The sequence below is a fragment of the Caballeronia sp. LZ001 genome (genome assembly GCF_031450875.1).
Classification (GTDB): domain Bacteria; phylum Pseudomonadota; class Gammaproteobacteria; order Burkholderiales; family Burkholderiaceae; genus Caballeronia.
The window spans coordinates 294,436-318,159 of record NZ_JARTVX010000006.1 but is presented as its reverse complement, the minus strand read 5'-3'; the positions used below and the strand labels follow the sequence as shown (position 1 = coordinate 318,159).

The following is a 23,724-nucleotide window of genomic DNA, read 5'->3' as shown; positions in this document are numbered from 1 at the left end:
GAAGAATTGATACGCCTCGACGAAGGGATAATGGCCGCTTTGAGCGGCGATGATCTCGTACGAGGGATACATGCAGATCAGGATATTGCACAAGCAGGGCAAGAGCCTGCGTGCCATTGCTTGTGAGGTTGGCTGCTCCGTCAACACTGTGAGGAAGTATCTGGCGACGGAGGACGCGCCAACGTTTCGGCCCGCGGCGACTCCGCGCGAGTCGATACTGAAACCGTTCGAAGCCTATCTTCGGGAACGGATCGCGTCAGCGGCTCCGGACTGGATTCCAGCGACAGTTCTGTGGCGCGAGATTCAGTCGAAGGGATTCGATGGCGGCGAGAGGATCGTGCGCAAGTTCGTTGCCACATTGAGGCCCGCACCGGCGCCCGATCCTTTGGTGCGATTCGAGACTGCTGCGGGCGATCAGATGCAGGTCGACTGGGTCGAGTTCCGCAGGCGCAAAGGAGCGAATCTGTTCGCATTCGTGGCCACTCTCGGCTATAGCCGTGCGACCTACGTCGAATTCGTTTCCGACATGCGGCTCGATACTTTGCTGAGGTGTCACGTCAACTGTTTTAACTGGTTCGGCGGTGTGCCGCGCCGTGCGCTGTACGACAATATGAAGACCGTTGTCATCGAGCGGGATGCGTACGGTCCAAAGCAGCACCGCTTCCAGCCGGGGTTTCTCGACTTCGCCCGGCACTACGGGTTTCAGCCCCAGCTTTGTCGGCCCTATCGCGCGAAGACCAAAGGCAAGGTCGAACGGATGAACGGATATTTGCGCCGCAGTTTTTACGTTCCGTTGGCCGCTCAGTTCAAGGCGGCTAACGTCGAACTGGACGTGACGACCGCCAACACTGAAGTCTGGCGTTGGCTACGCGAAGTTGCGCATGTCCGGATACATGGAACAACCCGATTGAAGCCAGGCGAGCAACTGCTTGTTGAGCAGAAGGCCTTGCAGAGCGTACCGCCACCGTATCCGGCGCTGTTACCAGCAACGACACCGGCGAGCGGACAAGAGCTGCGCGAGCGATTCCACGACTGGCTGTCTCCGCTACAGCACCCGCTGTCCGTGTACGACCAGCTGATTGGGGTTGCGGCATGAACATCGCACACGAACGCGTGGCGCAGCTATGCGCCCAATTGAAGCTCACGACCATCGCGGACGCGTTGCCACACCTGGCGCAAAAGGCAATCGCCGACGAGGTGAACCTGACAGAGTTTCTCGAATCGGTGCTAAAGGCCGAGCACACAGCGCGGCTCGTCAGGCAGCGCGCGACGTTTGCGCGCCTGGCAGGCTTCCCGACGATCAAGACCCTCGACGGTTTCGACTTCGCAGCAGCCAGTGGCGTGCCCAGATCTCAGGTCCAGGAGCTGGCGAGTCTGACGTTTCTGGAGCGAAACGAGAACGTCGTATTACTCGGACCGAGTGGCACAGGCAAAACGCACATTGCAATGGCACTTGGATATGCAGCAACGCAAGCCGGGATCAAGGTGCGCTTCATCACCGCAGCGGACCTGTTGATGATACTGACCACGGCACATCGACAGAATCAGCTGGGAGACGCGCTAAAACGATTCATCAACCCGTACAGGCTGTTGATCATCGATGAGATCGGATACCTGCCGATGAGCCGTGAGCAGGCCAACCTGTTCTTCCAGGTGATCGCCAAACGATACGAGCGCGGCAGTCTGATCGTGACCAGCAACCTTCCGTTCGGGCAGTGGGACCAGACATTCGCCGATGACGCAACGCTCACTGCTGCCATGCTCGACCGGCTGTTGCATCACGCTCACGTCGTGGCAATCCAGGGCGAGAGCTATCGACTACGCGACAAGCGACGCGCTGGACTGGTTATGAAGAGATCGACTACAACAAAGGAGAACGCCGCCAACGGAATGCGGTCGGCACCGCAATAACACTACAACCCGGTGTATCAAATCTGAAATGCCGATGCCGGCAGAATCTGTATCAATTCCTGAGTGCCGTTGACATCTCGATGTCGCAAGGCCAATCACCAACGGAATGACGGCCGTTTCGCTGCCGGGGCACACGCCAGGCCACATCGGGGTAATGCTCGAAGACCAGCATGAAAAGCTACTGATTTGGGGAGACATAATCCACTGCGCGACACTCCAGCTAGCGCAACCGGAATGGCTCATTGCCTTCGACGTAGACCCTGATCAAGCAGCAGCAACCCGTTCGGCCCTCTTCAAAACAGTGGCTGAAGACGATCTGAAAGTGTTGGGGATGCACCTTGGAGGGAGTGGTTATCTGAAGCGCGACGGCCACGGCTACAACTTTTTCGCGTCAGGGACCGAAGCACTGACCAGAGCTCGACGAGACTCAGTTGACGGTAGATCGGATATCCGCCCCAACGCATAGTGACTGCGATGGGGCGGAACCGTGTTTTTAGCCGAACAGATTGATCCTCGATCACCGATTCGGTAACGCAGGATAATCGGTATATCCCCGCTCTGAGCCACCAGCATAGAGCGTGTTCCGATCCGCCTCGTTGAAAGGACCGAGCGACGCAATCCTTGCGGGGAGATCGGGATTGGCAAGTGCCAGCGTGCCGAATGAGATCAAATCCGCGTCGCCCCTCAGCAAGGCTTCCTCAGCTTCATCGGGCGTGTAGCCTGCATTGGCAACGATTGGACCGTCGAAAAATTGTGCGCATGTCCGGAGTACGTCCTTCGGCCAGTGAGGAACGTGGTCCAGCGGGAACATCGGTCGCATTAGGTGCAAATAGGCAAGGCGCCAGGTGCTTAGCTCGTTAATCAGATGACTGTATAAGGCACGCGGGTCGCTGTCTGCCATTCCGTTGTAGGCAATGGCGGGGGACAGCTTGATATCAACCCGATCCACGCCACACACATCGAGCAGGGCATCCATCACCTCAAGTGTAAATCTGCACCGATTGGCAATGCTACCGCCATACAGGTCCGCCCGTTTGTTTGAATTGTCATCAAGAAATTGGTTAGGCAGATAACCGAACGCAGCATGCAGTTCGACGCCGTCGAAGCCGGCGCTGCGCGCATTCTCCGCAGCTCGCCGATAGTCTGCGACCACGGCAACGATTTCCTGAACCGACAGTTCGTGCGGGGTCTCAAAGTCAGCAATGCCACCTGCCGTGAATGGCTTTTGTCCTTCGATCCGGATCGCAGACGGACCGACAGGGAGCGCGCCATTTCTCCACGATGAATGCCCAACCCGACCCGTGTGCCAAGGTTGTGCGAAGATTGCTCCACCCGAATCGTGGACGGCGTCAGTGATCTTGCGCCAGGAAGCGATTTGCGCGTCAGTGTAGATGCCGGGGGTCGATGGAACTCCGATCGCTTGTGGGGAAGTATTCAATCCCTCGGAGATGACCAGACCCATCGACGCACGTTGCTTGTAGTACTCCCGCATCAAGGGGCCCGCGAGGCCATGAGAATCTGCCCTGCTGCGCGTCATCGGCGCCATGACGACGCGATTTCTCATGGCTACCAGGCCGAGCGCGAATGGCTCTAGTATTTTCATCGTTGCATTGGATAGTGTGTTCGTAGGAAGATCGTGAACGCTTTTGCTGACGGTCATCGCCCGCCGAGACGTTGACGAAGGAACTCCGCGAAGGGCAGCATCCGCAGGTCGGGGTAGTGATCGTTCTTAAGGTCTTCCAGCGATGTCTGTCCGTTCAGCATGTATAGCTGGTAGGCCAGCATGATGGCCTCACCGGGGTCGGCCTTGGCCATTGCCGCCCGAAGCTCACTCTCCGTGCCAAGCGAATGACGCGTGAATGCATGCCCCGTTTGTCGCTCCGCCTCGTCAGCAACTTCCTGAAAAGAAATTCGATCGCCGGAGAAAGCAAATTTTCCGCTCGGCACGGTCCGGTCCAGTGCAACCCGTGCCGTCATCCTGGCCGTGTCCTCGACACTCGTAACTTCAATGGGTCGTTTGCCATCGCCCCAAAAGTGGACCGTATGCTTCTCATAGTTGACAAGCGGGGAAACAGGACCGAAAAGGTCCATGAACCCGCCCTGAAGCATGTGGATATGCTCCAGACCAAGCGAACTGATCTTCTCGTCCACGCTTGCGCGCCAGTTGAATGCGGCATGTTCGCCCGGCGTAGCTTTAAAGAGATCAAGCCCGAAGTCCGAAGGCAGGATGCGGCGCACGCCATTGCGCTTCGCGGCCTCGGCTAGTGCCAGCTGGCCATCAACGATGGTGGCCGGACCACCCTGTACTGCGGAGACCACAACGTCAACGCCTTGTGTCGCGCGTTCGAGCGACGCGGGGATCGCCAGGTCCCCTTCAACGACTTCTGCGCCCGCACGCGACAGCGCGTCAACTGCACTGCGCTTATTTCCATCGGTGCTACGTCGCACGAGGACGCGCACGCTGCTTACGTGATCCTGAAGCAGATGATGGGCTATGCGCCCGCCGAGCATGCCGGTTGCGCCGACTACCAGTACCGTCTGTGCCATGAGATTCACTCCATGAGTTGTATACGCTGGTATCGTATGTCGTTCCAGATAGTTTGATTAGTCACTCACGACTGGACTGCACGTTCCAGACTGGGAACGACATCTATGCTCGATTTTGCGAATCTCACTGTTTTTTCGTACATTGCCGACCTCGGTAGCATCTCCGCGACTGCCCGAGCGCTGAACATGCCAAAGTCGTCGGTCAGCCGCGCGTTGCTTCGGCTTGAGGATGCAGTCGGTACAGTTCTGGTCGAGCGATCAACGCGGCATCTGCGCCTGACGGATGCCGGGCTCCTCCTTAAGCGCCATGCGAAGCGAATCCTTGATGATGTGGGCGAGGCGGAAAACGCAATCGGCGGACTGATTGGAAAGCCTAGCGGTGATCTCCAGATAAATGCACCGTTCACATTTGCCGGTGGACCACTGGCTGCGATGCTGCCTGGATTCCTGGAAAAATATCCCGAGGTGCGCGTCGTCCTGACGGTAGAGAACAGGCTGACGGACCTTCAGATGGAAAAGATAGATTTAGCAATCAGAATTGGACCGCTCGAAGATTCAAGTCTGATCTCGCGCCGGCTTGCCAGCATCGCGCTATGGCCGTGTGCCAGTCCTGCTTATCTGAGCGATCACTCCGCGATCGACCGACCTGAGCAACTGTTGCAGCATAAGCTCATTGCGCACGCGGACCATCCGGAAGTCTGGCGCTTTCCGGACGCTTTGGGGGCGTCGGCAATCGAGGTAAAATCGGCCATGGTGATTACGGAACCGTTCGTTATGAAGACCGTGTTGATCGGAGGCGCTGGGATCGGGTTGCTGCCAGATTTCCATGCATCCGACGCCGTTACGGACGGCCGATTGATCCGGCTTTTTTCTGATTCGAGCAAGATGTCCGTTGATGCGCACGCTCTATACCCCAGTCACCGGAGCCTTTCCGCGAAAGTCAGAGTCTTTATCGACAGTCTGGTATCCCATCTAGGACCCACAACCTGACCCGGCCAGTCGCGTGCCGCGTGATCGTTTAATCGTCTGCTATCTGTCACATAGCAGACGTTGATCGTGCGGCTAAACGAACGACGGCATTGGGTCGTCAAGACTCATTTGCCAGGCGAGGAGCCGACGTTTCCCGGCGCCGCGTCGTGAATGACAGCGATGCGGCGAGCAGCCGCCGCAGGGCTGCTTAACGCGGAACGTCCGCAAAGGCCGACAAGCGAGCTTTTTATCATCGATGCTGAAGCGTTGATCGCGGCCTGATACTCTTTACTTAGTACGTTTTAGTAGTGGCCGATCACCGTTCGTCGACGGCCGACAACGCGGCCGCCGAACATCGACGAAACGCCGAACAGGATCGATTACGCGGAAGAGGGTGATCGCTGTCGCGTTCGTCGAGTTGCGGCGGAAAATCGATCCGTTAGGAGATGGGTAGTTATCCAAATATCCGTGTTTTCGCGTCGTCTGCGAAGGCCCGCCGCTCCGGGTCGCGACGCGGAATGGCCGGTATGGAAACGTCGAAAGGCCAGCACGACCCGTCCTGGCCGGTCACGGTCGAGAGGCCATGTCAACGCAGTCCGCAAGCTGACGCGCAAACCGTCATCCGCGCAGCCAAGGAACAAGGGATGCTGCAAGCACTTATTTCTTTCAACTTCCGGACCGGCCATGAAAATCCAATTGAAGCCTCTCGATCAACAAACGATCGTTCTCACTGGCGCGACGAGCGGGATTGGTCTAGCCACGGCGCGGCGCGCGGCGAAGGCCGGCGTGCGCCTCATGCTGATCGCCCGCGACGAGACAGCGCTCGCTGTGCTTGCCGACGAACTTACACGCGACGGTGCGCCCGCAGTTGCGTACACGCCCGCGGACGTCGCCGACGAAAGCCAGCTTAAAGCCGCCGCCGATGGCGCCATCGAGCGATTCGGCGGCTTCGACACCTGGATCAACAACGCGGGCGTCTCGGTCTATGGCCGCATCGCCGATGTATCGCTCGAAGACCAGCGCAAGCTCTTCGAGACAAACTACTGGGGCGTCGTGAACGGCTCGCGCGTGGCCCTAAAGCATTTGCGTGAACGCGGCGGTGCGCTCATCAATCTGGGCAGCGAACTGTCGGACGTCGCGGTACCGCTGCAAGGTCCTTATGTCGCGTCGAAGCACGCGGTGAAGGGCTTCACAAACTCGCTGCGCATCGAACTGAAGAACGAAAAGGTGCCCGTTTCGGTGACGCTTATCAAACCGGCGGGCATCGACACGTTGTTCGTAGAGCATGCGAAGAATTACCTTGACGAAGAGCCGAAGCTGCCGCCGCCGGTCTATGCGCCGGATATCGTCGCAAAGGCGATCCTTCACGCGGCCGTGCATCCGGAGCGCGACATTTATGTTGGCGGCGCGTCGCGCGCGATGGCGGGCTTCGGCCAACGCGCGCCGCGTCTCTATGACGCAATCACGAGCCTGCTTGGCGTGAAGGCGCAATCGAAGGACGAACCCAAACAAAGCGGCGACGCGCTCTACGAACGCGGCGGCGACTTGCGGGAACGCTCGGGCAAGAATGGCCGCGTACGCGAATTCAGCCTGTACACCGACGCGCGGCTGCAACCGGCGGGCGCGCGGGCTGCATTTGCCGGAGCGGCTGCCGTGCTGCTCGTGATGATGGCGCGGCGCTACGTGCGCCAGACGCGCGACGCCTATTGACCAATTAGGAGCTGATCACGCACCGACTGAGTCGCAGTACCGCCGCCGCAAGCCTCGCATTCGTCGCGCGATCCTCGCTCGCACAAGAGCCACAGGGCGATGCAGCCGCGAGTGCGCGCGGCTGCGACTGGTCGCGTAATTCGAACATCAGTTCACGGGTGTAACGGTCTCGCCGACGGGCCGGATCTTCGTCAGCTTCCCGCATTGACGGATGTGACCCAGGCAATCCACGATCCCGCGTCGTCGCCAGCATCACTTCGTTGGTTAATCCCTTGCATGGCAGCTGGTGTACCGATTGCTCGAATGTACGCGCAGGACGGAAATTAAATCAAGAAGTCAGAGAGACAGATACATGGATATCCCGAGGCAGGTCGTTTCGTTCTTAACTTCACGAGGTCTCAAGCTGGCTACCGCCGAGTCCTGTACTGCAGGCTTAATTGCATCGCTTATATCGTCGGTGCCAGGCAGCGGTGCCTGCCTGGATGTTGGCTTCATTACCTATTCGCCTTCCGGTAGAGCGGGATTGCTCGACGTTCAGGAGTCGACAATGGACAGGTACGGCTTGACCAGTGAAGAAGTCGCAAAGGAGATGGCAGAAGGGGCACTTCGCCTTGAGGCGTGTTGTGCAGATGTTTCTGTTTCCAATACGGGGGTGGCCGATGGAAACGCGGGTGATGTTCCCGCGCCAGGTACGCAGTGCTTCGGGTGGGCGTACAAGTTCCAAAATGGCAAGATCGAGTGCGTGACTGAAACGAAGATTTTCAACGGCGAACGTAACGACGTTAGACGTGCTGCGGCGCTCTACGCCTTGTTACGCATCGAACACCACTTCAACGGCCTGTCGAGCAGCTCATAGGAGTTCGAAATGCAGCAAGAAGATAACGATTGGAGAGCTTGGCAAAAGGAAGTGATCACCGAGCTCAACGTTCCACAAGATTTCGACGAAGACCTTGAGCGTGAGCGACGCGTGACATTCTTGTCGAACTACCTCGCCTCGCAAGGCTTGAGAACATATGTGCTCGGAATCAGTGGGGGTGTCGACTCTTTGGTTGCCGGCCGATTAGCGCAGTTGAGCGTTGAACGCCTTCGGGCACGCCGATATGAAGCACATTTTGTTGCCGTCAGATTGCCGTATGGGGTTCAACGCGATGAGCATGACGCCCAACACGCACTGGAATTCGTTCGACCCGACGAAGTGCTCACCGTCAATATCCAAGGCTCGGCTGACGAGATGCTCCTATCGCTCGAACACGCGGGCGCTCAATATGTTGATGACTATCAAAGGGACTTTGTGCTGGGCAACATTAAGGCCCGCGAGCGAATGATTTCTCAGTATGCAATCGCAGGCGCTCGACAGGGCGTGGTAATCGGCACTGACCACGCCGCCGAATCGTTAATGGGCTTTTTCACTAAATATGGTGATGGGGCGGCCGATGTTTTGCCCCTTTCGGGTCTGACCAAGCGACGTGTGAGGGCACTGGCGCGGTCGATGGGCGCAGAAGAACGGCTTGTCAGCAAAGTTCCGACTGCCGACCTGGAAACACTCACGCCACAGCGTCCCGATGAAGACAGCTATGGCATCAGCTATGAGAATATCGATGATTTCCTGGAGGGCAGGGACGTCGGCTCTGAAGTCGTGGCCACGGTGCGACGCTTTTACACCGCCACGCGACATAAACGCTCGCTGCCGTTATCGGTACCTGCCTCATAAACAGTAGTTCTCGCGTTCGTTCGGATGACTTTCTGGTGTTCAGCCGGACGTGTTCATTGTTCGGTGCACAGAAACGGACTCGATCCCAGGCAGGCTCATCGCTCGCGCGGCAAATCGTCTGAATCCAGACGATGCGCCTTCGCACTCGAACTCTAGCGCTTTGCTCTCGCGCCTGCAGACGAGTCCCTCTTCCGCCATCAGACACAGTATGGTTGTTCTCAGGGCAGGCGTGCCGCTTGCCACACAAACGGCTACTTTTGCGCGCAGCATGGAACCTCCTTGTCGAAGCTGATTGCTGCGACTGACCCAATTTCCCGTTACTCTGGTCTAGACGCTTCCGGCCGTCTGGCACCAGCTCCGGCGCCGCTGCGACAGGCGGGAGTGGTTTGAAGTCGCTTACTCGCTCGTTCAACGTCTGCTGGATAATCGATTTCGTCAGCCACCGGATCGAAACCAGCGCATCGGTAGGCTTGCGTGTCTTGCTTGACCGCCTCGCGCGCCGAGCTGCCGCCTGACGAGCAGCCGCTCGCAGATAGGGCGCCCATGGCAAGGAAGCTGGCCATGACAAGCGTAAAGTTGCTTTGAAAGAAGTCGCTGCGACCGAGCTCATTTAACGAAAACATATTCAGTGGTGGATCCGTTCGATTGAAATGAGATGCTCAACACGGCCGCCGTTGCGGTCCGCCGATTCCACGCACCCGTGATAGACCATTGTCCATCCCTCGCGGAGATGGATCACAGGTCGATTGCCTTCCGCTCGACTGTCAATACCGCCGAGGCCACCGGCGGGCGCGGGAACGTTGTTCACCAATGTAGCGTTAGTGCCGATCACATTATCGTGTTGAGGCGATAGGTCTCGTTTTGCCTCGAGGCCCTTTCCGTCCGTGTCGACCGTGTCGTCGGAGGCCTCCATATTTGCGTTATCGACAGAGACGACACGAGACTTCGCGCGCTCGATCGGGTCTGATGACTGCGCGGTCACCGAGTCAAGATCAATCCCGGGTAGCGGATCGGACTCGCCATTTGCATATGAAGCAGGAGGGCTTTCTTTCCCCGCATGTTCATTTTCCATCACTTGCGGATCGGCGCGGGCGGTTTCTGTAGCAGGCGTCTCAGATGGCGTACGTGCCTGGATTTCCTTCTGCTGCGATTGAGTCGGATTCGATTCAGCGTTGTTCACGGGAATACCGCCGGTTGCATGAGGTTGCGGGAAAGAGAAGCTGAGCGGCTCGGTCGCCCGCTCGACAAAGTGTGAACAGCATTGCGTGTGCCGCAGACGATCATTTTCTAGAGTGTGGAGCGTTAGAGAACCCCTAGATCCCTACGGCACACCGGTTGCTCGTTAGAAGTGCTTCCAAACCGAACGCTAGGAGCTCAAAAGTGAAATTCAATATGGTCCATTTTGCGGCACTGATGTCTGCGCTTGTCGTTGCGGGACCTTCCGCGTTCGCGCAAACGCAGGCCGCCAGCACCACGCAGGCGAACGACCTTCCTGCGGTCGATAAAGCCTTTGTACAGGCGGCTTCCGAATCGAGCTCAACCGAAATCGACACGGCAAAGCTTGCGAGCAAGCAGTCGCAAGATAAAGACGTGAAGGACTTTGCGCATCACATGACGATTGATCACACGAAACTGACCGTCCAGCTCAAAATGGCTGCGCCTCATGGCGTTGCGGTCCCTAAAGACAATTCGGACACGGCGGTACTCAACACGCTTAAGCCGCTTAAGGGCAAAGCGTTCGATACGGCCTATATAAAAACCGTCGGTATCGAGGGACATGAGAAGGCCGTCGCCGCGTTCCAAAAGGAAGCCCAGGAAGGCCAAAACGCCGATTTGAAGAAAGCCGCGCAGAAAGCATTGCCCACTATTCAACATCACCTGGAGATGGCGCAGGCGCTTGCGGCCAAGAAGGGCGTGCAATGAACGGGAGGCGCTTCCAAGACGCTAGCTACTTTTTTATCGTCAACTGGGGGCAAGCAGGTGCTGCCCGCCAGTTACTCATTCGGAATGCATTCGCCGGGGTAACGCAATGTTATCGGCAAGCACACTTGAAACCGCGTTCGATATCGGCTGGGACTTTGCTCGGTTTGGGCGAACGCTAGATGCAGGCGTGCACGATCCCGCAGTACTTGAAGGGTTTGCTGCAGGACGCGAGCATTTCCGTGTTCCCCAACACCGCCCGGACCGGTTTGTGTCGAAGTGGCTGCAACTGCGCATCAATGCCTACAAACGGCGTCGTATCCTAGACGCAGGGGTAACACCTTCGTATCTGAGGCGAATTGACGTGCCTTTCTGCCCGATCACCTTATTGCCTCTCACACACGGAGCACTTTGCGATACAGATTGGTCAGTTGATCGGATTAACAACGATGGCGCGTATGCGCCGGGCAATCTGATGGTTATGTCAGTTAAAGCGAACAAGGCAAAAGGCGCAATGAGTTACCAAGCGGTAGCTGAGGTGGCCTCGGCATGCGCGACAGGCAATGCAGCTGCCGTAGGCTTACGTCGATTATCTGCATCCGAGTGGGTACGGCTCGCATGTGTCATGGTTGGCGCCGCCGATGTCGCCGAAGTCGAATCATCGCTTGGCCCCCTTTTAACGACAATTCCTGAAGACTGTCGTGTTCCACTTTACTATGTACTACAACAAATGCTGCTGCACTCCGCACTATGTGCATCAAAGCGTAATCAAGTTCTGAAAGACCTCAATCGTCTCCAGCCATCCGCGGAGCGGCGCCTAGCACTTCGCTGCGCAGCGGAACGGCTGTCGATCGCTTTGAAGTCTGTCGATTTCCCGTACGATGCGCTAGCCGACGCGCTCGTGCAGCGTCAACTTCGAGGATGGTTCCAGGCCGTACCTAGCGCCTGCCTACCGGCGCTACTGAAACTTTGCGCTTCCCATGGTGCCGAGCAATGCGAGCCGACGCTGCCAGCTGCTTGGTCAATACAGACACACGGCAAGTTCTAAAGCCGGGAATCGCCCTGAAGCGCGCGCTTCGAGGTTTATTTAGCCATGCGATCGCTATTGCCGCGACGCGGCATGCGGATTGCAGTTACTAACGTGCTCTTACCCAACCTCTGTCTCGGAGAGAATCATGGCTGCTGCAACCACCCTTAACGACCTGTTTATTCATGCTTTGTCCGACGTTTACAGTGCAGAAAAGCAATTGACCAAGGCGCTTCCAAAGCTCGCGCGAGCGGCAACGAATCCAGACTTGGCCGCCGCGTTCAAGACGCACTTGGAAGAGACGCAGGGCCAGATTGACCGAATTGACCAAGTCGTCGAGCTATCCGCGATCAAGCTCAAGCGCGTCAAGTGCGTCGCGATGGAGGGCTTAGTCGAAGAGGGGCAGGAACAGATTGAGGAAATCGAAAAGGGGCCGATCCTCGATGCGGCGCTCATTGCCGCTGCGCAAAAAGTCGAACACTACGAAATTGCGACCTACGGAACGCTCGCTGCGCTCGCCAAGAAGCTCGGCTACAACGATGGCATGAAGCTTCTTCTTGAAACGTTGGAAGAAGAAAAGGCGACGGACCAGAAGTTAACGCTGCTTGCAGAGCAAGAGCTTTCCGAAGAAGAAGTCGGCAAGTGAATCGTTGAGGCTAGTGGTCCTTGCAGGGCAGCTGCCGCGATGGGCAGCCAACGATGTCCAAGTACAGAGGGTGCTGGTTGACTCTGTTAAACAAACTAACCGTCGCCACCCCCAGCCAAAGACGAGACCATGCGCGTCATTGGCTTCATATCCGTGAGAGTTTGAGGAGCAAATTATGCCAACAGTGACATCGAACGGAACGGTAGTCGTACGTCGCAACCCGGTTGATTGGATTACCGGAGCTCTGGCGGTCATTGGAGCTATTAATTGGGGATTAGTTGGGCTAGCGCACTTCGATCTGGTCGCCGCTATTTTTGGTGCCGGATCTGCCGGCGCACGGATCGTTTATATCTTGGTGGGTCTGGCTGGAGTGTACTTGCTCATTCGAGCATTTGTCCCGAACCGTAGCCATGCTCTCGCTAGTCGCTGAGCGAGCTTCAGTGCGCACCCCAGCTGCCACTTTCTACCCCTGACGGATCTTTGAACGAGCAGTCGTCCCGAGCAGATAGCATAGACGCTCGCCATGATGAACGGCCGTTCTTTACTTCGTACGCGATCTGAGAAAAATCGATGATGAACTGGTTCGTCAGTGCTTACGGTGACAGATGTGATGCGGCTGTACGCCGTAGTCGAAACTTGAACGCCTTTGATGGTGAGACGCGTAGCATGATATCAGCGGCCGCCGCCATCGAAGGGTCAATCAGTCGCTGGCGCGCAGTTTCGGGAAGGGGTGAAAGTTCAATCTGCCGATTGTATAAACGGGTTCCTGGTGGCTATCGTTTTTTCACTGTCGCTTTTGAATGCTCTGATGAAGTATGGCGGTGGAGGTGTCTGCAGACCGATGGTTCATTGAAAAGCCGTAGTGTCGTACCTCGACAGTTCGCATCCGAGAGGCTAGCGCTCGACAATGCGCGCAATGAACTAGATGGTGATTTCTGGTTGGCAAACACGATTTTTAGGTCGATCCAATTAACTGTCGGCTGTGAAGTACGTGCTTTATGGGAGATCGTAATGCTGCACTATAGGATGGATGACCGAGAATAAAGTGTAGCGCTGACATGCCGTAGAGTTAGCACATGAAAGATGTACGCCTGTGTTCGTCGGGTGTCACTATAGTGGCTCGACAGGGCGATTCGCATTTGGTCTGGTTCGCTCAGGATGCCAACGACGCTCAACCGACGAAGGTCTATGCAAATGTTTCTGCGCTCGCGCTGGGCGTGTGCTGCATCGCTCGTCCTGATAGGCGATCATCTCTCTGACCGTTTTACCGGCCTCGGCGGGCCTTTTTTGCGTGAAGCGCCAAATGCGAAAATATCCATCCGAGCGTCTGAATAAGCTCTATCAACAAACCATGTGGCGCCGCGAAGTCGAAATCGTTGAGCGTCATTGGCAGAATTGCGATGAGGAGGACCGAGTCTCCGCTCGCAGTGAGATCCGGGATCTTCTCGCGCATATAGAGCCCGCGCTAATGTTGAGCTCCCTGGACGACTTAACAAAGGCAGAATTAGTAGACCGAATCCGCGATCTAAATCGGCGGCTCGCGTAGAATCTCTTTATGGCGGCGGTTGGAAAGGTGCTTCTGAGGAAATCATGGCCGGACGTTTTTCACGCAAGGTGTTGCGATTGAGATTATGTCGTCCCACTGATTGCGGGAGCTATTTCACCAAATCCGGCCGTTCTTTAACTCGGACGACGGTGGCTTCAGGGATGAATTCCAGCGCGATCCGCGCCTCGCCGACGCGCGCGAAACAGCCTGTGATCGTCCCGGTTGGTCCAGTGACTGGGATTGGGACTGTGGGTCAGCGTCGGCGGTGGTGCGGGCTTTCGTCATGATGGATGATGCCCGTTGGTTAAGGCCAACAGCGCGGTTGGGTTTCAACTGGTCTCACCGTTCCTATGTGTCTGCACCTGCTAAGTACAACGTGGCGGCAATCCCAACAATTAGCGTCGCAACTCCGAAAATTATAGCTGCAGCTTGCAAAAACGAATCCATGATTGCCTCCAATGGCTTGCCAGATGTTTCCGACCATGCGGTGCATCACGTGAAGCAATTGCCTGTCCTGAGACCCTGGTTAGCTCTATGCTGTTACTTTGCAAACCCGAAGGAAGTTGCGGCATGGCGGGTTGTGTCGTTTGACAAGAAGGTTGGCCAGCGTTGTTCGTCGTTAGAAACGCTCGGTCTTGTCGCTCACGACCAGCGTGACGAACGGTCGCGCCGCTCGTTCGGAGCAACGTGCACATCGGGGGCTCGAACCGGCGTCGTAAACGCATGGCATGCGTCCAGCGTTCTCAGTGTCTCGGCGCCGTTATTTGCCGCCTGAACCGCCTGAACCGCTCCCGCCGATGTTCTTCGTCAAAGTGCGTCCGTGCGGGCTTAATAAGATCGCTGCGCGATACGATGCCGACTAGCCGCATTGAACCTTGGTCTGCGACCACCGGTAACCTTTCGAGTTGATGCACCGCCAGACGCATGGCGACAAGCCTGCACGATTCGCCCGGCAGCGCGACTACTGGCAGGCGCTCGTTGCGCTGATCCAACGCTAAGCTGATGCTCGTGCCTTCGCCATGCGCTGATGTCTCACGATTTAGCGCGGTGAGTACCGACCGGTCTACCATGCCAACCACCGCGCCCGCGCGCACCACCGGATATGCACGATGCGCCTGCCCGGCCCCAAAGTACGTTGCAAGCACCTCCCTAAGCGGAGTATCAGCGTCAATAGTGCGGGGTTCGCGCGTCATGACTTCATCGACGTGGTGCCGTTCCATCGGGTCCACACCGTATTCGCGATAAATGTGATAGCCGCGTCGCGCAATCTTCTCCGTCATGATCGAGCGCCGCATGACGACCGTAACGAAGCCGTGTGCGACGAGCGTCGCCGCGAGCAGCGGCAAAAGCGCATTGCTGTCGTGGGTTAGACCGAACGCGAAAACAATAGCAGTGAGGGGCGCACCCAACGTCGCGCCGAGGGTCGCGGCCATACAAACGAGCGGCCACAGCGCAGCGTCATGACCCGGCAGCACCGAGGAGAGCACCGTGCCCAAGCCCGCGCCGAGCATCAGCAACGGTGCGAGCACGCCGCCCGACGTGCCCGAGGCGAGTGCCACCACCCAGATCACCGCTTTTACCGCGAGGATCGCCACGGCCGCCTGCATTGCGACGTGGCCATGAAGCAGATCGCCGATCACGTCGTAGCCGACTCCGAGCGCCCGAGGTTCGATGAATCCGCCAATACCAACGACGAGGCCTCCAAGCGCCGGCCACCACATCCAGTGGATCGGTAGTTTGCCGAACAAGTCCTCGAGCTTGTAGAGCGCGGCTGACAATCCTGCAGCCAGCGCGCCCGCGAGCAGTCCAGCGGCAAGACATGAGATAAGCGAAATCATTTGCGGGGGAGCGGTGTCTAGCGGAAACAGCGCATCCGTGCCGAACACCGACGCCCGGGCGAAGCCTGCCACTGCGCACGCCAATGCGACCGGCAGAAAGCTGCGAGGCCGCCATTCGAACAGCAGCAATTCGACCGCGAGCAGCACCGCTGCAACGGGCGTACCGAACACCGCCGTCATTCCAGCCGCTGCTCCCGCGACCAGCAGCGTCTTGCGCTCGGCCGCCGTAACGTCGATGCACTGCGCGATCAGCGAACCCAACGCGCCGCCCGTCATGATGATCGGTCCTTCCGCGCCAAACGGGCCACCGCTACCGATCACGATGCCCGACGACAACGGCTTGAGCACCGCCACCTTGGGCGACATGCGGCTCTTGCCGAAGAGGATTGCCTCGATAGCCTCGGGAATGCCATGTCCTCGAATCTTCTCGGACCCAAAGCGCGCCATTACGCCGACAATCAGGCCGCCGATCACCGGTATCACTATCACCCATACGCCCAGATGATTCGACGCGGGCGAGCGTTCCGCGAGCGAGAAGGCGCCAAAAAAGAACAGGTTAGTGAACAGATGAATCAATGCAAGCAGTAAAACGGCCGCGAGTGTGCTTACCGCGCCAATAAGCGCGGCCATCGCACAGATGCGCAGCAGACGGTCGTTGACGGAGAAATCGCGTTTGTGATCCATGTGTTAACTCCGTGAGACGGGTGAAATCAGAGATCAATTCGAGGCACATGAAACGCGCCCTCGAGCGACTTAAGTTCCGCGCGATGTAGCGCCGCCAACCGCGCGAGCAACTGGTCGCCCCGCGCCTCTAGATGAACTTGCACCTGACGGCGATCGTCGGGGCTCGGCGCGCGCCGCACGAGCTCGAGCACCTCGCAGCGTGTGACGAGCGCCACCACACCGTGGTGATGGGATTGCAGCCGTTCGGCCAGCTCGCCGACCGTCGCCCATGCGCGCCCCGGATAGCCCTTGATATGAAGCAGCAAGAGATACTGCAGCGGTGTGACCCCTTCCTCCTGTACAGCGCGTTCCGAGAAACGCTCGAAGCGCCGCATTTGATAGCGGAACTCGGAGAGTTGCTCAAAGTCCGACTTGGCGAGCTTGCGGGAAGTAGTCATGTCGCGGGTGGTCGAGAGCATGGCCGCGTGTGTGCGCCTTGCGTGGTGAAGGAGTGGCGGTACAGTCCGGCAATCAGATCCGTCTCGGTAATCATGCCGACCAGTCGTTCCTCGTGATCGAGCACAGGAATATGGTGATGTCCTAAGTCGGCGAAGATCGGCACGAGGGTGTCCAGCGTCATGTCGGATCGCACCGAGCGCACTTCGCTCGTCATTAGCGAAGCGACGGTGCGCGATGCGCTTGGCCGGCCGCCCAAAATTCGCTCGACCAGGCGTGCGATCCGGTCTACGTCGGCAGCCATGAGATCAATACGGGTGACGATACCGACTACGCGTCTGCCCATGTCGACAACAGGCAGCGCCCTTACGCGATGCCGCGCAATGAGCGACAGCGCAGCGTGCGCGCTCGCCCCCGGCGATATCGCGACGACCGCGTGCGACATGATGTCCGCGCAGGTAACGTTGACGAAACCACGTGCATAGGCGCGCAACTGGGTATCGCGCAGCAGCGATTCGAGATCGTCAGGATCGACATCGAGCAATTCGTTGCGGCCCGCCAACACAGTGTCCAGATCGGCCCGAGTGAAGGACGCGACGCTCGACGAAGTGCTTACCGGGTTCGATACCGCGTGCCTGTGAGGGTAGCGATGTCCCGTCAATGCATGGAAGATAATCGCGGCGCTCATGAGCACGCTGGATTGAATGAACACGGGTGCCAACACGAAGCCGTATCCAAGCGAATGGACTGGTGGTCCGCCGAGCACCGCCGTAAGCGCGACCGCTCCGGAAGGCGGATGCACGCAGCGCAATGCGAACATCGCACAAATGGCGATGCCGACGGCCAGCGCGGCGGCATCTATGGGCTCGCGGACCAGCAATGCGCAGCTCACACCGATGAACGCCGAAACTAGGTTGCCGCCGATGATCGACCATGGCTGGGCGAGCGGGCTCGCCGGCAAGGCAAACAAGAGCACGGCCGAGGCCCCCATCGGCGCGATCAGCATGGGAATCGCGACATCGTCGCCGACGAGCAGATGTGCGATCCCGCCCGTCATGGCGATGCCAATTAGTGCACCAAGGCCAGCGCGCAAGCGCTCGGTCCACTTAAGAAGAACCGGGGCAGGAAGGAAGTCCCGTAACCAATCAAGGAAGGAAGTGCGTGACACGAATGGACGGTGAGCGAATGGTAATGGACCCGAAGATGTTGCACTTACACGGTTCGAGCTAGGAATTGTATCTCATCGTGATACAAAAGTTTTTTCGCTATTAAAACGCCTGCGCTCCGTCATCGTGCCTGGGACGGGCTGTCCGCACGGATTGCACTCGCGAGGCGTGTTCCGGTTATTGTGCGAGACTGCCGTGTCGGTTCGCTCCCCGACGCCGAAACAGCGGCGCAAGCGCTCTTAAAGCTACACTCCGCGCAACTGCGGCTCTGGGTCAGAGCCAGGAGGCCAGCAGTAGCATCTGAAAAGCGGCGGCAATCGCAACGGCAACCAGACGGCGACGCCGGTGTTTCCCTTGCATGAAGTAGCGAGCCTATAGTTCAGCTAGGAGCACAGCATAGTCCGCGCGCCTCACTTCCAGGCATCGCTAAGCATCCTCCACAGTCGTTCTTCCACTTCTAAGCTTCGGGGCCAGCGCGCTAAATGTGTCTCGAGAACATTAGCGGCGATGCGCACACTCGCACGGTACCCGAGCGAGCCCGGTTCGTATTTACTTGCTTCCACTAAGTGCGCTTGGAGATTCTCTTCAAGCGTTCGAAGACTAGGCGTATAAGGCAAAGACAACACACGATCGTGCTTGGGGGTCTCGTTCTTGGTGCTCTGGCGCACCTCGTAGCTGAAGCCGCCTTTAATGCGCCGACGAAGTAAAATGCCACGCTCGCTCAAGGTAATCAGGTCTTTGATGAGATGGCGAGGCCGCAGCTTACCGCGGGATTTGGTTAGAGCGTCCTGTGTTGCGGCTACGTAGTCGGCCTCGAGTTGTGCGTCCGTTCCGAGAAACGAATCTCCATACCGCCCGCAAGTAAGGGAACGGATGAGCCATTCAAGGCGTTCCGCTTGAGCAAGTCTATTCATGGCGTGTGAATCTGGTTATCGACTGCCGACTGCTTGGTCTCGGCATGCACTGGCACGTTCTTCTTCGTCGGTGCCCTCGTCAACCGTTTGAGAAACTGCCTGCATTGGTGTGCGTGCGATTTCCGCGTGGGTAGCGCAAGCAGGTGATGGAAATAAGGCGAGCATGCGACGGGCCTGAGGCAGCCCGCTAACGGGGGTTCGCTCTTGTTCGCCAAAAAATATGTGCGCTTTGCGGTGCTTACTTCTGAAAAGGCAGGGGCTTCGCTATACGGATTCGACCTCCCGGGATGAAAAACCATTGCTATTGACGGTCCTAGCATGTCTGTGAGTTACTTCCCTGCCGACTGATGCTCGCCTAAAATAAACAAGGGAAAACAACCTTTTGATTCTGTGTGATACGAGTTAGGAAAAGGCACGCCGGCAACGGATATAAGGAAGCTTAATGGGCGCGAATCTTGAATATGGGGAGTGGGTGATCAGATCTTACCCGGAGCGGGATGGCCATCATTGGCATTCTCGGGCGGCAGTGGCGCGCCGATCGCTCGACGCCGCACACGACGATGAGATGTTCACCTTCAGCGACATCGGCTACTTCGACACCGAAAACGAGGCGCGTGATCGGGGCATCGCCTGGGCGAAGGCATGGCTCGACGCAATTTTTAACTGTCCAGATATCGGATTGATTCGAGGCTAGCGCACCTCGGCCAGTTGTTGGTTTCCCGAACGCTACACGGAAACGCCACCGTACATCTGTCGCCGTCAGCGTCACAGAGGCCAAGCCGCATAAATACGTTATCGAAGCGGCAAGAACTAGGCTAGGCCGTAGATCGACTGCGCCCGCTTCAGGAGCGCCTCAAATTCATCTGAGGTACCGATATCAAACTCCAATTTATTAAAGGTCATCCGCAATGTGCGTCCGGTACGGCTTTGCCGCCAAGCCAGCGCGCCGCGCAAAAGGGTTGAGCCGATCGTTTGAGCGAGCGGCACAATGAATTCGCCGGTAAAACCGCGATCGTCTTGTACGCCGTGCATTGTGAATGACACGGCGCTCATCCGCGTACGGTCGGCACGCACCAGCTGATAGAACTCTCTGAGCTCGCGTTGGTAGTTTGGGCTGAATGTAGCCTCATCGTCCGCCGAGCGCACCAATGCTAGCCGCAGCGTAGCGATACGGTCCATCCTTTCCTCCTCCATCTGATAACGGACCATATCAGAAAGTAGTCGAGCAGCCAATTCAAGCCAGCTTGGCGGAGCTCGAGTAGTGGCTTTGGCGCGAGTCTCGTTGCCCGGCGGTCGTGAGGCGCAAAGTGTGTACGCTGTCCCGCGCGGACCGACGTCGGTCCTGGCTTATTCTTTGGGCCATCAAGCGACATCCGATCGTGTAATAGACGGTGTGACGAATGCAACAAGCGGCTTTTTGACGGACGGATCGCTCGGTGTGAAGCGCCTACAGGGTCGACTACCGTGGCGTGAGCGGCGCGATGAACGGGCAGTGTCGCACCGCCCGCCCGTGATCAGAACCTATAGGAAACGGTGACTTGCGCGGTCAAGGGAGGACTGGGCATCAGCGCGTAGTCGAAAGTCGCGGCCGAACACGCCGGTGTAGTACTTGCGATTGAACAAGTTGAAAATGTTCAGCTGCGTTTTCCAGTGGCCTTGCTGGTAGGACGCCATGGCGTCGGTGCGAAGGTAGCTGGCCAATTTGAAGGTGTTCGGCAGGGTCGCCTCTCGCGAGCCCACGTAATAGACGCCAGCCCCAAACTGCAATCCCGGTATGGGCTGCAACTGATAGACCGCCCAAAGGCTTGCGCTGTGGCGCGGAACATTACTGAGTAGATCGCCGACGGGGTAAGTCGTGTCACTCGTGACTTTGGCGAGCGTGTAGGCATACGTGACGATGGCTTTCCATTGCGGCGTGATGTTGCCGGCGATGTCGAGCTCCACCCCCTGACTTCTCTGCTTGCCTGTCAACACCTGGAGCAACGGGTCGGTTGGGTCGGTCGTGAGAATGTGATTTCGGTTCAAACTGAATAAGGCAAGGTTAGCGCTCAGCCGATCCTTGATGAGATCTTGCTTGACGCCTATCTCGAATTGCTCCGCGACTTCCGCATCGTAGGTGACGTTGCTGCCGCTATGTCCGACGTTAGGCGCATGGCTGCGGCTCCAGTCCGCAAAAAACGATGTGCGCTCCAAGGGTTGCCACACGAGGCCCACGCGCGGCGAGAACGTGGACTGCTGACCTCGGGCGGTCGCTTCACCCACTTCTTCGGCGCGATTGAAGAATCGATCCGCGCGCATGCCAAGCTGGAGTTTGATTTGAGGCGTCAGTTCGACCAGATCTTGCACATAGGCGCCGTAATCCTTGCCCTGGCTCTGGTGAGCCGGGCAACGGATCGCCCGGCGTTAGCCCGGAAACGTAGTCCGGGTTGAACAGGTCCAGCGTCATGTTAGACACCTGCGAGCCGCCGTTACCAAGTTTGAGATAGCCGTAGTCTAGGCCCGCGAGCAAGGAATGCTTGAAGCTTCCAGTGTAGAAATCGCCGCCCAGCTCGGCCCGGGCAGTGTACTGCCGCGAGAATTCGTTCGCGCCGCTATAGACCGAATAGTCGAGCAAATCGCCCACAGCAGTCGTATTGTCGGGAAACGACTGAGTCGAGAGCTGGCGCGCGTAGGCGTATTGACCAGAGAGTCGCAACTTCCAGTTCGCTGATAGCGCCTGCTCGAATAGCACAGTTTCGGAAAAGGTGTCGTTCCTGCCGTAGTCGCCTTGAACTCCTGGGTACACTCCGTCACGAAGTCCGTAGTAGCGAGTGCGAGAAAGGTCTTGATAGTTGGGCACAGCTGGAACACCGAAGTCGAAGCCATCGCGGTTGAGATGGTTGTACTCGGTCAGCAGCGTCACCGACGTGCCCCGGTGATTGTCCCAAGTGATCGCCGGCGCCACCGACCATGAGCGATAGGCCGCGTTATCCCGGAAGGTCGAGTTGCTTTCAACCGAGGCGTTCAGCCGAAAGCTCAGTTCGTCGTTCAGCACGCGGTTCACATCCAGGGTCGAGCGCACCAGACCGTAGGTCCCCGCTGTCACATCGACTTCGCCAAAGTTGTCGCGCTCAGGCCGTTTAGAGACGGTGTTGATATAACCACCGACCGCGCCAATGCCGCCATATAACGCGCCCGCCGGACCTTTGAACACTTCGACGCGATCAATGTTCTGTACGTCGCGAAAAGCATAGTAGCCGTAGTTGCGAAAGCCGTCGCGCAAGCCATTGCTCTCGCTGAAGCCGCGAATGTTGAAGAAGGTCGCACCGTTGCCGCCGTAGTTCGCCTCGGCATGCACCCCGCTCACGTTGTCCGCTATCTGATCGATGCGAGTGACACCCCGGTCTTGCAAGACCTCCGACGGCACGACCTGAATGGATGCGGGATAGTCCTTGAGGGGCGTATTTGTTTGTGTTGTGCTGTCCGAACTTTGCGCCTCATAGCTCGAACCGTGCGTGCCGGTGACGACAACAGGCGGCAACGCCTGGCTCGCCGACACTTGATCATTCGCAACACCGTTAGCACTGTCGTGCGTTTGCGGGTCGGCTGAAGGTGTCGCCGAGTCCGCGGCCCGCGCATTATGCGCAGGAATAAGCCCTGCGCATACCAGTGCAATCGCGACATGTGCCGGTACAGTCTTCATACGCACCAGCGCGCCGCGCTTGGCTGTGATGTCATTGAGCGCTGCGTACGTCCGCGCGTTTCGAACGCCCGCAAGAAGCGGTCGTTGTGTGATATTCATAATGTCGATCCAGCAGAGAGAATGGTCGAACGTGCGCGGCACCGTCACGGCGCGCACAGCGGGAAAGCGTCTTTCAGCTGAAAAGAGGAGGTGCCCGCGACAGCGGCAGGGAATGAGGCGAACGGCGAACCGGCGTACGTGCAGGAGCTGCACTCCAAGACGGCGCGACACGTGTCAGGCCGAAAAGCACAACGGCAAGTGCAACTCCCACGCACGCTAGAACAAGCGCGGCGCTGAATGGGCAAATCCCATCGTCTGCCGCCATCGATTCGTGCGAGTGAGAGTCCGACATGCCAGACATCTCCGGGACGTTGTCCATCGTGCCCATCATCTGACCCATGTCCATTTCGGGCGATGTTTCGGGGATCGCCGCGGTTGGGCTGGCGTGATGCGTGAACATTGGACCGTGCCCCGAACACATCACAGGCGTGAGATCGCCGGTAGCCACTGATATGGGGTCGAGCATAATCCCGCCCGGCAGGAGCGCGCGCACGAACAAGAGGGCGAGCGCAGCCAGCAGGCGTAGCCGGCCGATCGCGCTGCCCCGAAACAAAAAGCGCCGAAAGGGATACATAGCGCGCATTCTACCTTTCGTTGTGGAAAGGCATGCAATCATGCATTTAGCAAAGGCTGCGCATATGCCCATAGGGCGACAAGATGAGCGGTAGCACGTTGCATTAAAAAGTTCGACGTTCTTCCTCAGTACACTGGACTGCTAATGATCATAAGCAGTAAAGGTTTTAATGGGTAAAATGGGGGATAGCGCCATTTACGCCTCGCCGAACGCCCATAGCACGGGGCAGGGGCGGGGTTTCGACGAATTGGGGTTGAGACGTTCCGGCGAAGTGCTGAAGTCCGACCGACAACGCTACGGACATGAAAACTAGCGCTTGATGGATGAGGTGAGCACCTGCGGGAG

The 23,724-nt window shown here is 57.9% G+C and carries 22 protein-coding genes; 11 read left to right on the top strand and 11 right to left on the bottom strand.

Annotated features, from left to right (window positions below; all coding sequences use genetic code 11):
• Nucleotides 1-49: 49 nt before the first annotated feature.
• Both istA and istB read left to right on the top strand, forming a co-directional pair.
• Nucleotides 50-1,096, top strand: coding sequence for an IS21 family transposase (gene istA, locus P9292_RS42200; protein ID WP_409015610.1), 1,047 nt, complete (start codon nt 50-52; stop codon nt 1,094-1,096).
• Complete coding sequence (gene istB / locus P9292_RS42195; RefSeq protein ID WP_121315176.1) at nt 1,093-1,911, top strand: IS21-like element helper ATPase IstB; 819 nt, start codon at nt 1,093-1,095, stop codon at nt 1,909-1,911. The genes istA and istB overlap by 4 nt, the downstream gene beginning before the upstream one ends.
• A gap of 517 nt (nt 1,912-2,428) precedes the next feature.
• Here the strand turns inward: istB and P9292_RS42190 are convergent.
• Together P9292_RS42190 and P9292_RS42185 are read right to left on the bottom strand one after the other, a co-directional pair.
• Nucleotides 2,429-3,571: an alkene reductase gene (locus P9292_RS42190; RefSeq protein WP_309966156.1), complete on the bottom strand. Its 1,143-nt coding sequence runs from the start codon at nt 3,569-3,571 to the stop codon at nt 2,429-2,431.
• Complete coding sequence (locus tag P9292_RS42185; protein ID WP_309966153.1) at nt 3,568-4,458, bottom strand: NmrA family NAD(P)-binding protein; 891 nt, start codon at nt 4,456-4,458, stop codon at nt 3,568-3,570. The genes P9292_RS42190 and P9292_RS42185 overlap by 4 nt, the downstream gene beginning before the upstream one ends.
• A 105-nt stretch (nt 4,459-4,563) precedes the next feature.
• On the opposite strand from P9292_RS42185, the gene P9292_RS42180 reads away from it, so the two are divergent.
• From P9292_RS42180 to nadE, 4 genes are all read left to right on the top strand, one after another.
• The gene (locus P9292_RS42180) at nt 4,564-5,448 is read left to right on the top strand and encodes a LysR family transcriptional regulator (RefSeq protein WP_309966150.1); all 885 of its coding nucleotides are present in this window, start codon (nt 4,564-4,566) and stop codon (nt 5,446-5,448) included.
• A gap of 663 nt (nt 5,449-6,111) precedes the next feature.
• Nucleotides 6,112-7,137, top strand: coding sequence for an SDR family oxidoreductase (locus P9292_RS42175; protein WP_309966145.1), 1,026 nt, complete (start codon nt 6,112-6,114; stop codon nt 7,135-7,137).
• Nucleotides 7,138-7,489: 352 nt separating this feature from the next.
• Complete coding sequence (locus P9292_RS42170; RefSeq protein ID WP_309966142.1) at nt 7,490-7,993, top strand: CinA family protein; 504 nt, start codon at nt 7,490-7,492, stop codon at nt 7,991-7,993.
• A gap of 9 nt (nt 7,994-8,002) precedes the next feature.
• A complete protein-coding gene (gene nadE, locus P9292_RS42165) occupies nt 8,003-8,848 on the top strand; it encodes an ammonia-dependent NAD(+) synthetase (RefSeq protein ID WP_309966140.1) in 846 nt (281 codons plus the stop codon).
• Nucleotides 8,849-9,473: 625 nt separating this feature from the next.
• On the opposite strand, the gene P9292_RS42160 is transcribed toward nadE, so the two are convergent.
• A complete protein-coding gene (locus tag P9292_RS42160) occupies nt 9,474-10,028 on the bottom strand; it encodes a DUF3005 domain-containing protein (RefSeq protein WP_309966137.1) in 555 nt (184 codons plus the stop codon).
• A 212-nt stretch (nt 10,029-10,240) separates the two neighbouring features.
• Here P9292_RS42160 and P9292_RS42155 point away from each other — a divergent pair, with 212 nt between their 5' ends.
• The 4 genes from P9292_RS42155 (at nt 10,241) to P9292_RS42140 (ending at nt 12,871) form a co-directional block, all read left to right on the top strand.
• Complete coding sequence (locus P9292_RS42155; RefSeq protein ID WP_309966528.1) at nt 10,241-10,771, top strand: DUF4142 domain-containing protein; 531 nt, start codon at nt 10,241-10,243, stop codon at nt 10,769-10,771.
• Between the two features lie 106 nt (nt 10,772-10,877).
• On the top strand, nt 10,878-11,816 hold the full coding sequence (locus P9292_RS42150) for a hypothetical protein (RefSeq protein ID WP_309966135.1): 939 nt from the start codon (nt 10,878-10,880) through the stop codon (nt 11,814-11,816).
• A gap of 127 nt (nt 11,817-11,943) precedes the next feature.
• Nucleotides 11,944-12,441, top strand: a complete 498-nt coding sequence (locus P9292_RS42145) for a DUF892 family protein (RefSeq protein ID WP_309957885.1) — start codon at nt 11,944-11,946, stop codon at nt 12,439-12,441.
• Nucleotides 12,442-12,616: 175 nt separating this feature from the next.
• Nucleotides 12,617-12,871, top strand: a complete 255-nt coding sequence (locus P9292_RS42140) for a DUF378 domain-containing protein (RefSeq protein WP_309966132.1) — start codon at nt 12,617-12,619, stop codon at nt 12,869-12,871.
• 1,859 nt (nt 12,872-14,730) lie between these two features.
• On the opposite strand, the gene P9292_RS42135 is transcribed toward P9292_RS42140, so the two are convergent.
• The 4 genes from P9292_RS42135 to P9292_RS42120 form a co-directional block, all read right to left on the bottom strand.
• Nucleotides 14,731-16,509 carry a chloride channel protein gene (locus P9292_RS42135; RefSeq protein WP_309966129.1) on the bottom strand — a complete coding sequence of 593 codons (1,779 nt, stop codon included), beginning with the start codon at nt 16,507-16,509 and terminating at the stop codon, nt 14,731-14,733.
• Nucleotides 16,510-16,535: 26 nt separating this feature from the next.
• Nucleotides 16,536-16,946, bottom strand: coding sequence for a MarR family transcriptional regulator (locus P9292_RS42130; protein WP_309966126.1), 411 nt, complete (start codon nt 16,944-16,946; stop codon nt 16,536-16,538).
• The gene (locus P9292_RS42125) at nt 16,943-18,112 is read right to left on the bottom strand and encodes an HPP family protein (protein ID WP_309966123.1); all 1,170 of its coding nucleotides are present in this window, start codon (nt 18,110-18,112) and stop codon (nt 16,943-16,945) included. The genes P9292_RS42130 and P9292_RS42125 overlap by 4 nt, the downstream gene beginning before the upstream one ends.
• A gap of 408 nt (nt 18,113-18,520) precedes the next feature.
• A complete protein-coding gene (locus P9292_RS42120; protein ID WP_309966120.1) occupies nt 18,521-19,024 on the bottom strand; it encodes a hypothetical protein in 504 nt (167 codons plus the stop codon).
• Nucleotides 19,025-19,466: 442 nt separating this feature from the next.
• Between P9292_RS42120 and P9292_RS42115 the strand changes: the two genes are divergently transcribed.
• A complete protein-coding gene (locus P9292_RS42115; protein ID WP_309966117.1) occupies nt 19,467-19,718 on the top strand; it encodes a hypothetical protein in 252 nt (83 codons plus the stop codon).
• A 116-nt stretch (nt 19,719-19,834) separates the two neighbouring features.
• Here P9292_RS42115 and P9292_RS42110 read toward each other — a convergent pair whose 3' ends face one another.
• From P9292_RS42110 to P9292_RS42095, 4 genes are all read right to left on the bottom strand, one after another.
• A complete protein-coding gene (locus tag P9292_RS42110) occupies nt 19,835-20,203 on the bottom strand; it encodes a hypothetical protein (protein WP_309966114.1) in 369 nt (122 codons plus the stop codon).
• Between the two features lie 342 nt (nt 20,204-20,545).
• Entirely contained in the window at nt 20,546-21,370 is an 825-nt protein-coding gene (locus tag P9292_RS42105; RefSeq protein ID WP_309966110.1) for a TonB-dependent receptor domain-containing protein, read from the bottom strand.
• Nucleotides 21,279-22,805 carry a TonB-dependent receptor plug domain-containing protein gene (locus tag P9292_RS42100; RefSeq protein WP_309966107.1) on the bottom strand — a complete coding sequence of 509 codons (1,527 nt, stop codon included), beginning with the start codon at nt 22,803-22,805 and terminating at the stop codon, nt 21,279-21,281. The genes P9292_RS42105 and P9292_RS42100 overlap by 92 nt, the downstream gene beginning before the upstream one ends.
• Nucleotides 22,806-22,878: 73 nt before the next feature.
• Complete coding sequence (locus P9292_RS42095; RefSeq protein ID WP_309966104.1) at nt 22,879-23,388, bottom strand: hypothetical protein; 510 nt, start codon at nt 23,386-23,388, stop codon at nt 22,879-22,881.
• Nucleotides 23,389-23,724: the final 336 nt, after the last annotated feature.

Coding starts and splice junctions, on each gene's coding strand:
- P9292_RS42150 (WP_309966135.1), top strand. CDS start 10,878: ATGTTATCGGCAAGCACACTTGAAACCGCGTTCGATATCGGCTGGGAC.
- P9292_RS42135 (WP_309966129.1), bottom strand. CDS start 16,509: ATGGATCACAAACGCGATTTCTCCGTCAACGACCGTCTGCTGCGCATC.
- P9292_RS42110 (WP_309966114.1), bottom strand. CDS start 20,203: ATGGACCGTATCGCTACGCTGCGGCTAGCATTGGTGCGCTCGGCGGAC.
- istB (WP_121315176.1), top strand. CDS start 1,093: ATGAACATCGCACACGAACGCGTGGCGCAGCTATGCGCCCAATTGAAG.
- P9292_RS42145 (WP_309957885.1), top strand. CDS start 11,944: ATGGCTGCTGCAACCACCCTTAACGACCTGTTTATTCATGCTTTGTCC.
- P9292_RS42170 (WP_309966142.1), top strand. CDS start 7,490: ATGGATATCCCGAGGCAGGTCGTTTCGTTCTTAACTTCACGAGGTCTC.
- P9292_RS42095 (WP_309966104.1), bottom strand. CDS start 23,388: ATGCGCGCTATGTATCCCTTTCGGCGCTTTTTGTTTCGGGGCAGCGCG.
- P9292_RS42185 (WP_309966153.1), bottom strand. CDS start 4,458: ATGGCACAGACGGTACTGGTAGTCGGCGCAACCGGCATGCTCGGCGGG.
- P9292_RS42130 (WP_309966126.1), bottom strand. CDS start 16,946: ATGACTACTTCCCGCAAGCTCGCCAAGTCGGACTTTGAGCAACTCTCC.
- P9292_RS42120 (WP_309966120.1), bottom strand. CDS start 19,024: ATGAATAGACTTGCTCAAGCGGAACGCCTTGAATGGCTCATCCGTTCC.
- P9292_RS42175 (WP_309966145.1), top strand. CDS start 6,112: ATGAAAATCCAATTGAAGCCTCTCGATCAACAAACGATCGTTCTCACT.
- P9292_RS42140 (WP_309966132.1), top strand. CDS start 12,617: ATGCCAACAGTGACATCGAACGGAACGGTAGTCGTACGTCGCAACCCG.
- P9292_RS42155 (WP_309966528.1), top strand. CDS start 10,241: ATGGTCCATTTTGCGGCACTGATGTCTGCGCTTGTCGTTGCGGGACCT.
- P9292_RS42190 (WP_309966156.1), bottom strand. CDS start 3,571: ATGACCGTCAGCAAAAGCGTTCACGATCTTCCTACGAACACACTATCC.
- nadE (WP_309966140.1), top strand. CDS start 8,003: ATGCAGCAAGAAGATAACGATTGGAGAGCTTGGCAAAAGGAAGTGATC.
- P9292_RS42180 (WP_309966150.1), top strand. CDS start 4,564: ATGCTCGATTTTGCGAATCTCACTGTTTTTTCGTACATTGCCGACCTC.
- P9292_RS42100 (WP_309966107.1), bottom strand. CDS start 22,805: ATGAATATCACACAACGACCGCTTCTTGCGGGCGTTCGAAACGCGCGG.
- istA (WP_409015610.1), top strand. CDS start 50: ATGATCTCGTACGAGGGATACATGCAGATCAGGATATTGCACAAGCAG.
- P9292_RS42115 (WP_309966117.1), top strand. CDS start 19,467: ATGGGCGCGAATCTTGAATATGGGGAGTGGGTGATCAGATCTTACCCG.